Annotated in this window: 14 protein-coding genes; 9 read left to right on the forward strand and 5 right to left on the reverse strand. The window is 37.0% G+C overall.

Features of this window, described 5'->3' with window-relative positions:
• Nucleotides 1-25: 25 nt before the first annotated feature.
• From Q8S25_RS12685 to Q8S25_RS12700, 4 genes are read left to right on the forward strand one after another with little or no spacing between them, the layout of a single operon-like run.
• Nucleotides 26-1,879 (forward strand): 7TM diverse intracellular signaling domain-containing protein, encoded by a 1,854-nt coding sequence (locus tag Q8S25_RS12685; RefSeq protein ID WP_305538317.1) that lies wholly within the window; start codon nucleotides 26-28, stop codon nucleotides 1,877-1,879.
• Nucleotides 1,869-2,483, forward strand: a complete 615-nt coding sequence (locus Q8S25_RS12690; RefSeq protein WP_305538319.1) for a response regulator transcription factor — start codon at nucleotides 1,869-1,871, stop codon at nucleotides 2,481-2,483. The genes Q8S25_RS12685 and Q8S25_RS12690 overlap by 11 nt, the downstream gene beginning before the upstream one ends.
• Nucleotides 2,484-2,519: 36 nt before the next feature.
• Nucleotides 2,520-3,689 (forward strand): esterase-like activity of phytase family protein, encoded by a 1,170-nt coding sequence (locus Q8S25_RS12695; protein ID WP_305538321.1) that lies wholly within the window; start codon nucleotides 2,520-2,522, stop codon nucleotides 3,687-3,689.
• Between the two features lie 4 nt (nucleotides 3,690-3,693).
• The gene (locus Q8S25_RS12700; RefSeq protein WP_305538322.1) at nucleotides 3,694-4,284 is read left to right on the forward strand and encodes a peptidylprolyl isomerase; all 591 of its coding nucleotides are present in this window, start codon (nucleotides 3,694-3,696) and stop codon (nucleotides 4,282-4,284) included.
• A 3-nt stretch (nucleotides 4,285-4,287) separates the two neighbouring features.
• On the opposite strand, the gene Q8S25_RS12705 is transcribed toward Q8S25_RS12700, so the two are convergent.
• Entirely contained in the window at nucleotides 4,288-5,517 is a 1,230-nt protein-coding gene (locus Q8S25_RS12705) for a hypothetical protein (protein WP_305538324.1), read from the reverse strand.
• A 132-nt stretch (nucleotides 5,518-5,649) separates the two neighbouring features.
• On the opposite strand from Q8S25_RS12705, the gene uvrB reads away from it, so the two are divergent.
• Genes uvrB through Q8S25_RS12720 form a run of 3 tightly spaced genes read left to right on the forward strand, consistent with a single transcriptional unit; the run spans nucleotide 5,650 to nucleotide 10,326 of the window.
• Complete coding sequence (uvrB, locus tag Q8S25_RS12710) at nucleotides 5,650-7,686, forward strand: excinuclease ABC subunit UvrB (protein ID WP_305538326.1); 2,037 nt, start codon at nucleotides 5,650-5,652, stop codon at nucleotides 7,684-7,686.
• 49 nt (nucleotides 7,687-7,735) lie between these two features.
• On the forward strand, nucleotides 7,736-9,223 hold the full coding sequence (locus tag Q8S25_RS12715) for a glycoside hydrolase family 32 protein (protein WP_305538328.1): 1,488 nt from the start codon (nucleotides 7,736-7,738) through the stop codon (nucleotides 9,221-9,223).
• A gap of 29 nt (nucleotides 9,224-9,252) precedes the next feature.
• Nucleotides 9,253-10,326: an iron-containing alcohol dehydrogenase family protein gene (locus Q8S25_RS12720; RefSeq protein WP_305538330.1), complete on the forward strand. Its 1,074-nt coding sequence runs from the start codon at nucleotides 9,253-9,255 to the stop codon at nucleotides 10,324-10,326.
• On the opposite strand, the gene kdsB is transcribed toward Q8S25_RS12720, so the two are convergent.
• From kdsB to Q8S25_RS12740, 4 genes are all read right to left on the reverse strand, one after another.
• Nucleotides 10,321-11,037: a 3-deoxy-manno-octulosonate cytidylyltransferase gene (gene kdsB, locus Q8S25_RS12725; RefSeq protein ID WP_305538333.1), complete on the reverse strand. Its 717-nt coding sequence runs from the start codon at nucleotides 11,035-11,037 to the stop codon at nucleotides 10,321-10,323. The two genes, Q8S25_RS12720 and kdsB, sit on opposite strands and share 6 nt — an antisense overlap.
• Nucleotides 11,038-11,102: 65 nt before the next feature.
• The gene (locus tag Q8S25_RS12730) at nucleotides 11,103-11,924 is read right to left on the reverse strand and encodes a sterol desaturase family protein (RefSeq protein ID WP_305538335.1); all 822 of its coding nucleotides are present in this window, start codon (nucleotides 11,922-11,924) and stop codon (nucleotides 11,103-11,105) included.
• A gap of 12 nt (nucleotides 11,925-11,936) precedes the next feature.
• Nucleotides 11,937-13,052, reverse strand: a complete 1,116-nt coding sequence (gene dnaN, locus Q8S25_RS12735) for a DNA polymerase III subunit beta (RefSeq protein WP_305538337.1) — start codon at nucleotides 13,050-13,052, stop codon at nucleotides 11,937-11,939.
• A gap of 69 nt (nucleotides 13,053-13,121) precedes the next feature.
• Nucleotides 13,122-13,541, reverse strand: coding sequence for a response regulator (locus tag Q8S25_RS12740; protein ID WP_305538339.1), 420 nt, complete (start codon nucleotides 13,539-13,541; stop codon nucleotides 13,122-13,124).
• Between the two features lie 124 nt (nucleotides 13,542-13,665).
• Between Q8S25_RS12740 and Q8S25_RS12745 the strand changes: the two genes are divergently transcribed.
• Nucleotides 13,666-14,106, forward strand: coding sequence for a regulatory protein RecX (locus Q8S25_RS12745; RefSeq protein ID WP_305538341.1), 441 nt, complete (start codon nucleotides 13,666-13,668; stop codon nucleotides 14,104-14,106).
• On the forward strand, nucleotides 14,103-15,020 hold the full coding sequence (locus tag Q8S25_RS12750) for a lipid A deacylase LpxR family protein (protein ID WP_305538343.1): 918 nt from the start codon (nucleotides 14,103-14,105) through the stop codon (nucleotides 15,018-15,020). Before Q8S25_RS12745 ends, Q8S25_RS12750 begins: the two co-directional genes overlap by 4 nt.
• The last annotated feature ends 14 nt before the right edge of the window (nucleotides 15,021-15,034 follow it).

A 15,034-nucleotide genomic window follows, 5' to 3' on the forward strand; every position in this document is an offset into this window, starting at 1 on the left:
AGCGAATCATTTTAAATTTCCAATGATGAGAAAAAACAATAAGCTTGTTGCCATATTTATTAGCTTATTGCTATTTGCCGGGTTGGTATATTCAATTTTCACAATAACCCAAACCAAAAACAATTATCAAGAGCCGGTCATTTTTGTATTTGCCGATAAGCAAAAACTCACACCAGCTAATGCTTTTGATTCTTTAATAGCTCAAAAAGACAGTATTGTTAATGGATTTTTTAATCCTGGTTATTCTCAATATAAATGGTGGGTTTATGTAAAAATTTCCAATCAGCCAGCAAGCTATTTGCAGGTAGGCAATCCGCATATTAATAAAATCAGAATTTATTCTATAAAATCGAATGAGCCAATCTTAGTGTATGAATCAGGAGATTATTTTAAGTTTAAGAAGCGAACACTTAATGATCCTGACTTTTGGTTTCAAATTCCCCCTCAAGCAAAAGGCCTATTAATTGAAGTGGATAAAAAAGGAGAATCTTTAGAATTACCCATTCGGGTAGTAGCCGAAAAAGAAATGACTCAATACCTATCCAATCAAAAAATGGCATACGGAATTTTTATTGGTTGGATGATTTTTCTGGTATTACTCAATTTTTTTTTATGGGCATCTTTAAGAGACAATATTCATTTATTTTATATTCTATTTGTTAGCTCCTCTGCGCTTTGGGTTATAGCAAACTGGGGCTTAGGATTTCAATACTTTTGGCCAAACTATCCAGAAATGGCTAGTAAAGCCAGGCCATTATTTAGTACTAGCTCTTTCATTTTTATACTAGAATTATCAAGAAGGTACTTTGCCTCCATCGAAAAAAAGCCATTGTACAATAGCTTTACACGCATTTTACAATTATTATTATTGCTATTATTTGGAACCTTTGTAATTAGTGATATAGCATTAGCTAATGAAGGGATAAGGTATTTTACACTTAGTGCTGCCAACATTTTATGGTTGGTTTCTACCCTTACTGTTTTATTTTTCATTATCACGAGTTATAAAAAAGCAAAGGCAATCTCCTTGTTTTTTCTAGCTGCTTTTATGGCTTTAGCAATCTTTATTTTTTTGATTATTCTCTCTCAATACAACGTACAAGAGAATTGGGTTTTCTTTATAAACAAATATGGATCAGCAATTGGAATATTGGCGAATAGTACAATTCTTTCATTTGGTTTAACACAGCGTTATAACTATTATAAAAAAGAAAGAGAACAGGCTCAGCAAGAGTTAACAATTGAAAGAAGCATGCAAGCAGATAGGTTAATTCAAGCACAAGAAGAAGAGCGATCTAGATTGGCTAGAGAATTACACGATGGATTAGGTGGGCTTCTGGGAAGTATTAGAATTGGCGCATTTAATAAGTTGAAACAAGACGCTCTCAACCAATCTTGGTTAGATGCACAATTGTCTGAAGCAATTGAAGATTTAAGAAATATAGCACATGATTTAATGCCGGTTAATCTACCCGAAAAAGGGCTTGTGGCTATTTTAGAGAAAACAGTTGCAAGGTGGAATTTGTCTAATGAATTTACCACCCATTTAAACTGTACAATTAATAATAGGTATCCATTAGCCGTAGAAGCTGGTTTGTATAGAATTGTGTCAGAACTTATTTATAACGTTAAAAAACACGCACATGCCACTGAAGTGTACATTTCATTATGGGAAGAAACAAGCAATCAAACCATAACCTTGTTGGTAGAAGACAATGGAACTGGTTTCATATCCAATCAATCCGAAGGTATCGGGCTTAAAAATATCCGATATAGGGTTGAATACTTAGGTGGAAAAATTTTGATTGATTCAAACCTAAAAGGCACTAGTATTGTAATAGAAATATCCGGATCGCAAAACTCTCTTCATGCCCAATAGAACAAGATTAGCCATTGCCGATGACCATAAAATATTTGCGGAAGGCATCCAAATGGTTTTAAAAGAACAAGAATGGATTAACTGGGTAGGAGAGGCTTTTACCGCAAAAGATGCTTTTCAATTATACGAGGATAGGCGCCCCGACATTTTTTTATTAGACTATCATTTTCCTGATGGTAATGGTTACCAAGTAGCAGAGAAAATTTTACACAAATATCCACAGGCTTCTATTATTATTCTGAGCATGGAGAACGACAACGATATTATGCACCAATGCAGACTATTGGGTGTAAAAGGATATATTATCAAAAACCTTTCATCAGATGAGCTAATTGAAGCCGTTGAACAAGTGCTTGCAGGAAATCATGTATTTATGTGGGGCGAAGAACTGCAAACACAATTAAAGGAGGAAGATGGTGGGTTAAGCAAAAGAGAAAAAGAGATTGTTTCATTAATCAGCAAAGGCTTAACCAGTCAAGAAATAGCAGAATCTATTAATTTAAGTGTATTAACAATCAATACTCACCGAAGAAATATTCTTAGAAAACTAAATTTAAAAAATACCGCCATGATGGTGCAATATGCACGGGTAAACCGATGGTAGCCCATTTTTATTACATTTGCCGCCTGAACAGTTTTTATGAAGATTAATTTAGGCATTTCCGTTTTATTTTTTACACTGATTGTTTCTTGCTCAAGTACGCAACAATTAACTTTAAACTACACCCCTACAAATACTCATTTAAAGTATTTGCACTCGTATACCATTCCCCATAATTATACTTTTGAGGAAACCATTGTTGGAGGGCTGTCTTCTATTGATTATGATGAAAAGAATAATCAATATTATATGGTATGCGATGATCGTTCTTCATTAAATCCTGCTAGATTTTACAAAGCAAAAATTGCCATCAATCAAAATAAAATTGATACAGTTATATTCACCAAGCGCTCTTACTTAAAGGATGAAATGGGCAAAACTTATCCGAGTTCTAAAGAAAACCCGTTCAAAACGCCGGACCCCGAAAGCATGCGATACAATCCAATCAATAATTTATTGGTCTGGAGCAGTGAAGGCGAAAGAACTATTAGGGGCAAAGACAGTATTTTAATTAATCCTACCGTTTTTTATGTAAATAGAAATGGATCTTGGAAAGATAGCTTGCAAATGCCTGCCAATCTTTATATGAGTTTGCAAGAAAAAGGGCCTAGACAGAATGGTGTTTTAGAAGGAATGAGCTACATTAATAATTATCAACAATTAATGGTTAATGTAGAAGAACCATTGCAAGAAGATGGTCCAAGAGCCGACTTAGAGCCCAATGGAGCAATGATTCGATTCTATACATTTGATAGTAAAAGCAAGCAGTGTGTAAAACAATTTGCTTATGAATTAGCTCCAGTTGCACATATACCCAATCCGGTAAATGAATTTAAAATCAATAGTGTTCCAGAATTTTTATGGATTGGAAATAATCAGCTTCTTGTACTAGAAAGATCCTATTCTACAGGAAGAATACCATGTAGTATTAAAATATTTTTAGCAGACTATACCAATGCAACCGACGTAACAGATTTTGCTTCATTAAAAGCGCCTGCACAATATCAACCAATGAAAAAAACATTGTTGATGAATTTGGATCAGTTGGGTATTTATACAGATAATATTGAGGGAATTAGTTTTGGTCCAATTTTGCCTAATGGAAATAGAAGCATATTATTGGTATCCGATAATAATTTTAGCCCTATTCAAAAGTCGCAAATAACACTCTTAGAGTTAACAAAGCAATCAACTATATCCAACCAATGATTCTATGAATAAATGGTTTATCACAATATGTTTCTTTCTATTTATAGCATCCTGCAAAGAGCCAGAACAAAAAGGATTACCCCATGTGATTATTGAAACAGGGTATGGAGAAATTGAAATAGAGTTATATACCAATAAAGCGCCGTTAACTGCTAATGCATTTCTGAATTATATAGATTCAGGGTATTACAATCAATGCAATTTTTACAGGGTGCTAAATATGTATAACCAACCATCTAATGCCCCAAAAGCTTTTTTAGTTCAAGGAGGTATATGGAAATCGAATAACAAATTAGCACAAAGCTTACAAGGCATACCACACGAGTCTACAAAACAAACCGGCATATTGCACAAAGAAGGAACGATATCAATGGCAAGGAACGAGCCGGGCTCAGGTGGTCCTGAATTTTTTATAATGGTAGAAGACGAAACTGGATTTGATTATGGAGGCGAAAATATGGAAGACGGATTGGGCTTTGCTGCATTTGGCTCAGTAGTTAGAGGTATGCCCATCGTTAGAAAAATACACGATTTAAAAGAAGCCAATCAATATTTACAGCCCCCTGTTTATATACATACCATTAGAAGAAAATAAATACTAGCGATGAGTAGGCTGGTATTCGTACACTACTTCAAATGCCTCTTTTTTAAGCGAAGGAATACCTTGTCCAATCTTCAGGTTTTTTAATTGTGGGGTGGGCTCACATACCCAGTATTGATTGCCCTTGTATACAATTGGATTTCCTTGAGGCGAATCAAATTGTATAGCAACCGTTACATGTTGCGGATAAGAAAGTACAATCATTGGTAAATTATAAATCTCCTTTACCAAATAAAAAAAGAAGGCAGCTCGGTCTTCGCAATCGCTGTATTCCGAAAATAAAGTTTGCTCAGGAGAGAATCTTTTATCCTTACCATACAAAGTAGCATCGTTCTCAAATGCAAAAGAAGAACGAGTTAAATGCATTAAATAGTCTACTCCTTTTTTCTGATTCATTTTAGCCACTGTTTGCTTTAAAGCAGGAATCAACGATTCATAAGTGGCACTGCTTAATGGAGCAGTAAACTGCATTGAATATTCAACAGAAGGATAATTATTGAATAATTTATTAATAGACTTATTCACTTTTACTTTGAACTCATAATTGCGTTGACCATATGCAAACTGAATCGGTTTTACTTCATAGCTGTCCGGATTAAAATCGGGCATGCGATTAATTTTATAAGAAAATTCTTTAGTAGCAATACTGCGTTTAACTATTTGAACGTCTTGAAAACGACCTTGCTCGAAATTGATATTGCTTCCATAATCGTGGAAATTTAAACAGATATACTGTTCTTGATTATAAAACATAGATGGAATATCGTATACATTTTCACTAGACTGAACATACAACAATAAAGTATCGTTCCTTAAACGGGTAACTGCAGCATAGCCCGTTTGATTCAACAAAAACCATTTGTATAAAGTATAGCGATGGTAGTTTTCTTTTTTAGGGCTGATTGATTCCGCCGCAGTTCTAATTAACTGATAAAACAACCAATCGTCTAATTGCTTTTCTTGTTTATAAAACAATAAATTATTTAGTAATTGGTCAATGGGTAATTGACTTAAACTAGTATAAAACGACTCGATTGAAGGGTAAGAAATGGGCTCATTTAAATGAACCTGTAATCGATTTATTCCAGGGGTATGTACCGTATCTCCATAAAAATTAATATATGTTTGTTGGCTTTCGGGGATTCCCTGAACAGTCAACCCCTGGGCCTTCAAGGATGGAAGGCCTAAGCAACTGATGATTAATATGGTCCAAACGGCGGTTTTCAACGATATCCGATTTTCTTGAAGTTACAAAAAGGTAACAATTAATTAATATTAAGTTTTTCAAAAGCGATGTTAAAAAGCAGTAAAATGCCCGATTTGGCCAATTAGGGTCTAAATTTGCTCAATATTTTAGTTATGCCCTTTCAGTTACACACGAATTATCAGCCAGCAGGGGATCAGCCTAAAGCCATACAAGAACTGGTTGATGGGGTAAACGAAGGCGAACAATACCAAACTTTATTGGGGGTAACCGGAAGTGGTAAAACATTTACCATAGCCAATTTGATACAGCAGGTACAAAGGCCAACCCTGGTTTTGACCCACAATAAAACCTTAGTGGCGCAATTGTATGGAGAGTTCAAGCAGTTTTTTCCTGAGAATGCAGTGGGCTATTTTGTAAGCTATTACGACTACTATCAGCCAGAAGCATATATGCCAGTGACGGGTACTTATATTGAAAAAGACCTGAGTATTAATGAAGAATTAGATAAACTAAGACTACAAGCTACTTCCCAATTATTAAGTGGTCGCAGAGATATCATAGTGGTGGCAAGCGTAAGTTGTATTTATGGTATGGGAAACCCTACTGAATATGAGAATGGCATTATTCGCATACAAAAAGGACAAGTATTGTCGCGACAAGGTTTCTTGCACGCATTGGTTAACTCGTTGTACAATCGTTCGCAGGGCGATTTTACCCGCGGTACTTTTAGGGTTAAAGGAGATACAGTAGACATCAACTTGCCATATGTAGATTTTGGATACCGAGTTACATTTTTTGGAGACGAAATAGAAGAGATAGAAAGCATAGAAACCGCTACCAATAAGCGGATTGGCCTAATGGATACGGCGGCTATATTCCCCGCCAACTTATACCTTGCTCCCAAAGACATGATTGTAGAAGTGATGCACGAGATACAAGACGAAATGATGTTGCAGGTGGAGTACTTTAAATCGGTGGGTAAGTTTATAGAAGCGGCTCGTTTAAAAGAGCGGGTAGAATACGATTTGGAAATGATTCGCGAATTGGGCTATTGCAATGGAATTGAAAACTATTCAAGGTTTTTTGATAGAAGAAAACCAGGTACGCGACCCTTCTGTTTATTGGATTATTTTCCCAAAGATTTTTTATGTGTGATAGATGAGAGCCACCAAACCATTCCGCAAGTGGCAGGTATGTATGGCGGAGACAGAAGTAGAAAATTGGTATTAGTAGATTATGGATTTAGACTGCCCAGTGCTATGGATAACCGTCCACTTAATTTTCATGAGTTTGAAAGTTTAACTGGGCAAACCATTTTTGTTAGCGCCACACCCGGAGACTATGAATTAGAGAAAACAGGAGGAGTGGTAGTGGAGCAAGTGGTAAGACCCACTGGCTTATTAGATCCACCAATAGAAATAAGACCCAGTACCAATCAAATAGATGATCTATTAGATGCAATAGACGACCGGGTTAAAAAAGGGGATCGAGTTTTAGTAACTACTTTAACCAAAAGAATGGCCGAAGAAATGGACAAATACTTGGGCCGAATCAATATCAAATCTAAATACATACACTCCGATGTAGATACATTGGAACGCGTAGAAATTTTGCGCGACTTACGTTTGGGGGTGATAGATGTATTGGTGGGGGTGAATTTATTAAGGGAGGGATTGGACCTGCCGGAAGTGTCGCTGGTAGCTATTTTGGATGCTGACAAAGAAGGCTTTCTGCGCAATGAACGCTCTTTAACACAAACAGCCGGTCGTGCTGCAAGAAATGTAAATGGATTGGTTATTTTTTATGCAGATAAAATGACCGAGAGCATGCAACGTACCATTGATGAAACCACTAGAAGAAGGGCCAAGCAAATTGCTTATAACTTAGAACATGGTATTACCCCAACAACAGTAACTAAAAGTAAGGAGCAAGTATTTGCACAAACTTCTGTATTAGATATTAAAGGCTATGATCCTTCTAATCCATATGCTTTACAACAAGAAGAATCTTTGGTGCCAATTGCTGCAGAAGAACAAGTAGAATTTAAAACCATACCGCAAGTAGAAACAGCTATTAAGAAAGTGAAGAAAGAAATGGAGAAAGCCGCAAGAGATTTAGATTTTATAGAAGCTGCCAGATTAAGAGATGAAATGTTTAGGTTACAAAAAACCTTGACAGAGATGAAATAAAGAAGCATCAGTATAATTCATTAAATTTAAGTAAGCATAATTTTGATTCATGAAAAAAACGGTCGGTCTTATTTTATTCATACTTCCTTTTATACTAAATGCGCAAACGTCTTATTATGCGGAGCGCTTTAGGCCACAGTACCATTTTTCTTCACAAAAAAATTGGATCAACGACCCCAATGGATTAGTATACCATAATGGTCAATACCATTTGTTTTATCAACACAATCCCTTTGGAAATATTTGGGGACATATGAGTTGGGGACATGCAGTGAGCAAAGACCTAGTGAAGTGGACGCCAATGCCATTGGCACTAAGGGAAGAAGATGGTAAAATGGCTTTCTCTGGATCGGTGGTATACGATGCAAAAAACACTAGCGCATTAAGTAATAACAGAGAGAACCCACCCCTGGTGGCAGTGTTTACGGCACACGACAGTGTTAATCAATCCCAACATTTGGCCTATAGTATTGATCATGGAAAATCATGGAGTAAGTATTCAGGTAATCCTGTACTCGATTTAAATATGAGTGATTTTAGAGACCCCAATGTATTTTGGCACGATAAGACCAGACAATGGGTGATGATGGTGGCCATGCCAAACGAAAAAATGATTTCCATTTATACATCGTTTAGTTTGAAGCAGTGGACATTCCAAAGTGATTTTGGACCAATTGGCGATACATCTGGTGTATGGGAATGTCCTGATTTAATTCAAGTACCTGTTGTAGGAGAACCCGATAAAAAGAAATGGGTTTTATTGGTATCACAAAACTCGAGCATGCAATATTTTGTGGGAGAATTTGATGGCGCTAAATTTTACAATGAAAACCCACAAAATAAAATAGTAAGGCCCGATTATGGTAGCGACTATTATGCCGCTATTACATATAAGAATACACCAGATCGAATTCCCATTTCTATTGGATGGGTAAACAACTGGAACTATGCCAATGAAATACCTACTAATCCTTGGAAAGGCGCTATGTCATTGCCTAGAAAATTAGCCGTGAAAAAAATGGGATCAGAGTGGGTGCTCGTGCAAGAACCCGTTAAAGCCTTACGAGCCATACGTTCTACCGGACAAGTATTAGAGGGACCTATAGCAGTTAAGAATGGGTATGTTCTTCCATTTAGAAGCAATTGTTTTGAAATGGAAGTTGAGTTGAAGCCTGCCATTACAAGTGTGAGTGGAATTAAAATTGCAGTTGGTGGAAATAGAAATTTTGTAATTGGATACGATGCAACACTTGAACAACTTTTTATTGATAGAACCAATACTCCTTCAGGATTTAGCAAACAGTATCCCTATTTTGCTAAGAAGAATGCGTACTTAAAACAACAAAACGATAAAGTAAAACTGCATATCTTCTTTGATAAAAGTATTGTTGAAGTGTATGCCAATGATGGAGAACTGGTATTTACTTCACAAATTTTCCCAGAAGAAAACGATACTGGCATAGAATTTTTTAGTGATGGAAATATTTCTGTGTTCGAGAATATATGGTTCTGGCCCATGAGATCTATCTGGAAATAAATACGAACTTTACCAAGTAAAACAACACTATGAGCTTCAGGAATTTTAAGATGGTTAGTTATGTGGTTTTTGGCCGCGGCAGTTTTAATCAACTAGATGAAATATTGACCCCACATAGAAAGGGCGATGCCCCCATGGTATTCTTAGTAGACCATTATTTTGAGGGGAAACCATTGCTGAATCGCATTCCATTAAGAGGCAAAGACAAAGTAGTGTTGGCCAATGTTACTTATGAACCAAAAACGAGTCAGGTAGATGAGTTGGCTCGCTCATTAAAAGAAGAATTTGGAACCATAAGTGGCGTAATTGGCATAGGAGGTGGATCAACCATGGATTTAGCGAAAGCGGTTTCTTTGATGATGACCAATCCTGGATCATCGGCCGATTACCAGGGATGGGACTTGGTTCAGGAAGCGGGTGTATACAAAGTTGGCATTCCTACCTTAAGTGGAACAGGAGCCGAAGTAAGTAGAACCACTGTGTTAACGGGACCAACTAGAAAATTGGGAATGAATTCAGACTTTACGCCCTTTGACCAAATTGTATTAGATCCTGAATTAACCAAAGACGCTCCAGCAAATCAGCGATTTTATACCGGAATGGATTGTTATATCCATTGCATCGAAAGTTTAGAAGGCACTTATTTAAATGAGTTCAGCAAAAGCTATGGAGAGAAAGCTTTACAGCTTTGTCAAAAAGTATTTGTTGAAAAAAATCATTGGGACAACGAAAGCGATGATCAATTGATGATGGCTTCTTATGCTGGTGGAATGAGCATTGCTTATTCACAAGTTGGAGTTGCTCATGCAGTGAGTTATGGTTTGAGTTATTTACTAGGTACCAAGCACGGCATTGGCAATTGCATTGTCATGAATCATTTGGAAGAATATTATCCAGCAGGTGTAAAGGAATTCAAATTGATGGTAGAGAAAAATCAAATTGAAATACCACAGGGTATTTGTAAAGGATTAACCGATGAGCAATTTGAAACCATGATGAATGTATCCCTGGGAATGAAACCTTTATGGGAAAATGCGTTGGGTAAAGACTGGGAAAGCATCATGACTCGTGAAAAGCTACGCGCATTGTACGATAGACTATAACAGCTTACTGGCTTTTATTAAATCTTCCGGCGTATCAATTTCCACTCCCATGTACTGGGTGAGCACCATTTTTAATGGCACACTATATTCAAGGTAGCGTAAGCATTCAATTTTTTCTGCGGCTTCCAATGGAGTCATTGGCCAATTGGTAAAATTGAGTAATGCTTGTTTACGAAAAGCATACACCCCAATATGTTCATAATAAGGAACAGCTATGCTTTTATCTCGAGGATAAGGAATAACGCTGCGTGAAAAAAACAATGAATTCATATTTCGGTCTACTGCTACTTTAACATAATTCGGATCTTCAATTAAAGCAGGGTCTTTTAGTTCTTGCATTAATGAAGCAACCTGTACACTAGGTTCATTAAAAGTGGTCAATAATTTTTCTAAAGGGTCTTTTTGTACAAAGGGTTCATCTCCTTGAACGTTTACTATGATGTCTACATCTAAATCAGCAGCAGCTTCTGCAATACGATCGCTTCCACTCTCATGATTTTTTTTACTCATGATGGCTTTGCCTCCGTTGCTAGTGATTTCATTGAAAATAATATCGCTATCGGTTACTACAATTACATCGCTGAATAAACGGGTGGCTAGCGTATTATCATAGGTATGACGAATCACCGATTTGTTACCGAGCTGCTGCATCAATTTAGCAGGAAAACGAGTAGCTGCATAACGCGCAGGAATCATTGCAACAATCTTCATAAATAAAACTTTGTACAAAGATGCACTACCTCGGGCTGAAGTAGAAAAAAATGATGCTAAACTTCCTAGTAATGTGTTTTAATGCTATTGTCGAAGGGAATCTTCAACTGATAATTGAGGGCCTCATCTGTGCTGTCGTCCAGCACATCCAATCCGTAGCGCAGAGATTCTACTGGAGTGTAATTATAAGTACCAAATATGCGGTCCCAAATCGAAAAGATATTACCGTAGTTGCTGTCTGTTTGTGGCTGTTGATAATGGTGGTGAACTTTGTGCATATTGGGGGATATGATCACCCAACTAATGGCATTGTCTAACCAAAGCGGCAAACGCATATTGGCATGATTAAACTGAGACAATACTGCACTCAAACTCTGGTACAACATGACCAGCCACATAGGAGCGCCACAAATAATCACCCCAACGGTGGTGAACACCGCCCTAAAAACACTTTCACCTGGATGGTGTCTGTTAGCGGTAGTGGTATCTACATGCGTGTCTGCATGGTGCACCATATGAAACTTCCACATCCATTTTATTTTGTGTTCAATAAAATGAATAAAATAAGCACCCACTAAATCCAGCAATAACAAACCCCCAATCAACATTAGCCAAGCAGGCATAGTGGTCAATTGCAATAAACCAAATTGGTTAACGATGGCCCATTCACTGGCTTTTACAATAACTAATGCAAAAGCAAAATTGATGATAATGGTAGTTGCTGTGAAAAACAGGTTGATGCCCGCATGACGGTATTTATTGTACTTAAAATTGGCCAAGGGTACTATGCCTTCCACTATCCAGAAAAATAAAATTCCACCCGCTAAAATCAGCGCTCTGTGTAAACTAGGAATAGTATTGAAATAGTCGATGATGGAATCTATCATGCAATTAAGCTTTTAATTATTCAACATCAACGGCATTACCAACATCAATAAGTCTTCGCCTTCTGCCTGCTCGGTTGGTTTAATTAAACCAGCTTTGGTAGGAGTAGACAATTCCATTTTTACATCGTCGGTATCTGCTGCGTTCAGCATTTCAATTAAGAAGCGTGCGTTGAAAGCAATTTGTAAATCTTCTCCATCGTATTGACAGCTCATGCGCTCATTACCTTCAAAACTGAAGTCTACGTCTTGTGCAGCCATTTGCAATTCTGAGCCAGTAATATTTAAAGCAACTTGGTTGGTGCTTTTGTTAGAGAATACATTTACTCTACGTAATGCATTTTGGAAAGCAGATTTATTTACAATCAATTTATAAGGATTGTCTGCAGGTATTACCACTTTGTAGTCTGGGAACCTGGCATCAATTAAACGACAAATCATATGTGTTGAACCATGCTTTACAAACAAATGGTTGCTGTTATAGCTAATCGTTAAATCGTCTTCGTTATCAGGTAATGCATTCTTTAATAAATTCAATGGCTTCTTAGGCACAATGAATGAATCAGTTTTGGTAGCATGGGTATCGGTGCGCTTGTAACGAACCAAACGATGTGCATCGGTGGCTACAAATTGTACCCCGTCTTTGCTCAACTCAAAAAATACCCCTGTCATAGCTGGTCTTAAATCGTCTCCACTTACTGCAAACAAGGTTTTGTTGATGGCAGTTAATAAGGCACTGCTGTGCATATTAAAGCTGGTAGTATCGTCTGCTGATGGTTCTTTTGGAAAGTTATCTGGATTCTCTCCCATCACTTTGTACTTACCGTTGTCGCTGGTGATTTCTACAGCAAAGCTTTTATCGATGGTAAAAGTGAGTGGTTGGTCTGCAATATTCTTTAGAGAGTCCATCAATATTTTTGCTGGAATACAAACACGGCCATTGGCCTTGCTCTCTACTTCCATTTGCACACGCATCACTGTTTCTAAGTCGGTAGCTACTACATTCAACTTTTTATCTTCTATTTCAAACAAAAAATCTTCAAGAATAGGCAATACGGTATTGGCATTAATTACACCACTAATTTGTTGTAAATGTTTTAACAACGAAGAGGAAGAAACGATAAATTTCATATGATCATTTTAATCAGGACAAACTTACTGTAAAGGGATGATATTTCACAAGCAATTTACACCCAAAATCTAGCCATTGTAGAAGTTGAGCCGGTCTATCAGCTCCTGGTATTTAATCTTGTTGATGGGCTTTACAATATAGTCTGTAACCCCACTGTATTCCCTTGAACGCTGAATATCGCAGTCGTCTACAGAAGAACTCACCATATAAATATAGATAGGCTTTTTAAACTGCTCTATTATTTTATGGTATTCATCTAAAAATTGCCAGCCGTTCATCACGGGCATATTGATGTCTAAAAAAATAACATCGGGCAACTCATGGTGCCCCTGGGTTAGTTTTTCTCTAAAAAACCCAATGGCTTCACTTCCGTTGTAAAAGGACAAAATATTCTTAGCAAGTCCGGTAGACTCGAGTATTTTGCGAGAAGTAAACTGATAGATTTTATCGTCATCTATCAAACAAACATTGTATTGAGTTGCAGCCATTCTTGTTCAGGACTTCGTTTTATCGAGGGGATATTTGGGGTCCTGAAACAAATATAATTACTTTACTTAAAAATACTAACAGTTGTTTTCAACCGAACCAGATTCAACAATTGAAAAAGCATTCATGAAGCTTAAACACTATTGTGGATACCAAGATAGGTGTCACCAAGAAGTGAAAGAAAAATTGTACAGTCTAAAATTGGGAAAAGCAAGTGTAGAAATGTTGCTCTCTAGATTAATTGAAGAAGACTACTTAAATGAGGAACGTTATGCAAAAGCCTTTGTTGGTGGCCATTTCAGGCAAAAGCAATGGGGTAAGGTAAAAATTGCTTATGCCTTAAAACAAAAAAGGGTAAGCGAATACAATATCAAAAAAGCAATGAAAGAAATTCCGGAAGAAGACTACCTTGCCGTTGCCGAAAAATTGATAACAACTAAATGGAATACCCTCAAAAACGAACAATATATTAACCGAACAGTAAAAACAACCGCGTTCTTACAGCAAAGAGGTTTTGAACCTAGCTTGGTTCAAAATATTTTGAAAAAATTTAGGGCCAACAAATGAAAAATCAACCCCTTTTTATATACCTTTTTTGCATTTGTTTTTTTAGCTTTCAAGCAACTGCCCAGCAGGTTGGATTTACTACAGAGAACGATGCATACTTATTAAAGCTAGAAGACGCGTATTATTCCAACGGCATTTTTTTGCACTTGGGCTATGCCGATGAATCTAAGAAAAAACAAAAAAGAGTCCATCGTTTTGAATTAGGTCAACAAATATTTACCCCACTTAAAAGAACCACCAGAACCCCAGCAGATATAGATCGCCCTTATGCAGGCTATACCTATATTCAATATACCCGTAGTTGGTTTAACAAGGAAAAAACGGTTTTCCAAATCAATGGAACCCTTGGTATTATTGGTCCAGCTTCTGGCGGAGAGGGATTACAGAATACCTACCATCGCTGGTTGCAGTATGCTCCTTTTTTAGGATGGCGCTATCAAATTAGTAACCAACTCGTATTGAATACAGGAGTACTTTATGCGCATACCCTAGTGGCCACCAATAAATTTAAATGGATGGGTTGGGGTGCTGCTCAATTAGGTACTGCTTTTATAAATGCCTCCCTTGGAACTAAAATGCTCTATGGTCTTTTTAATAGCAACCAAAGCAGCCAATTATGGAATGCTGCCGTTGAAAAAACGGGAATGCCCAATAAGGAATTTTATATTTATTGGAATCCCAAAATTACTGCGCAAGGATATAATGCTACTATTTCAGGGGGAAGTAAAACGGCTACTGATTCGGCGGTTACGCTCAACCCTAAAACCCTACTATTTCAAAATACTATTGGATTGGCTTATTCTGAAGGAAGATGGGCAGCACAAATTGAGTTGGTTCACCAAAGCAGAGAAACCACTATCCAATTAAATAAACACCGCTATTTAGGATTGCAATTGCAATACCGAATCAACTAACTTGCTGGTTTAAA

Origin of the sequence: Sediminibacterium sp. (genome assembly GCF_030695065.1) — a bacterium.
In the GTDB taxonomy this organism is placed as follows: domain Bacteria; phylum Bacteroidota; class Bacteroidia; order Chitinophagales; family Chitinophagaceae; genus Sediminibacterium.

Bases quoted from the DNA above. Each gene is read 5' to 3' on its own strand.
- Q8S25_RS12685 (WP_305538317.1), top strand. From the start codon at position 26: ATGAGAAAAAACAATAAGCTTGTTGCCATATTTATTAGCTTATTGCTA.
- Q8S25_RS12690 (WP_305538319.1), top strand. From the start codon at position 1,869: ATGCCCAATAGAACAAGATTAGCCATTGCCGATGACCATAAAATATTT.
- Q8S25_RS12695 (WP_305538321.1), top strand. From the start codon at position 2,520: ATGAAGATTAATTTAGGCATTTCCGTTTTATTTTTTACACTGATTGTT.
- Q8S25_RS12700 (WP_305538322.1), top strand. From the start codon at position 3,694: ATGAATAAATGGTTTATCACAATATGTTTCTTTCTATTTATAGCATCC.
- uvrB (WP_305538326.1), top strand. From the start codon at position 5,650: ATGCCCTTTCAGTTACACACGAATTATCAGCCAGCAGGGGATCAGCCT.
- Q8S25_RS12715 (WP_305538328.1), top strand. From the start codon at position 7,736: ATGAAAAAAACGGTCGGTCTTATTTTATTCATACTTCCTTTTATACTA.
- Q8S25_RS12720 (WP_305538330.1), top strand. From the start codon at position 9,253: ATGAGCTTCAGGAATTTTAAGATGGTTAGTTATGTGGTTTTTGGCCGC.
- kdsB (WP_305538333.1), bottom strand. From the start codon at position 11,037: ATGAAGATTGTTGCAATGATTCCTGCGCGTTATGCAGCTACTCGTTTT.
- Q8S25_RS12730 (WP_305538335.1), bottom strand. From the start codon at position 11,924: ATGATAGATTCCATCATCGACTATTTCAATACTATTCCTAGTTTACAC.
- dnaN (WP_305538337.1), bottom strand. From the start codon at position 13,052: ATGAAATTTATCGTTTCTTCCTCTTCGTTGTTAAAACATTTACAACAA.
- Q8S25_RS12740 (WP_305538339.1), bottom strand. From the start codon at position 13,541: ATGGCTGCAACTCAATACAATGTTTGTTTGATAGATGACGATAAAATC.
- Q8S25_RS12745 (WP_305538341.1), top strand. From the start codon at position 13,666: ATGAAGCTTAAACACTATTGTGGATACCAAGATAGGTGTCACCAAGAA.
- Q8S25_RS12750 (WP_305538343.1), top strand. From the start codon at position 14,103: ATGAAAAATCAACCCCTTTTTATATACCTTTTTTGCATTTGTTTTTTT.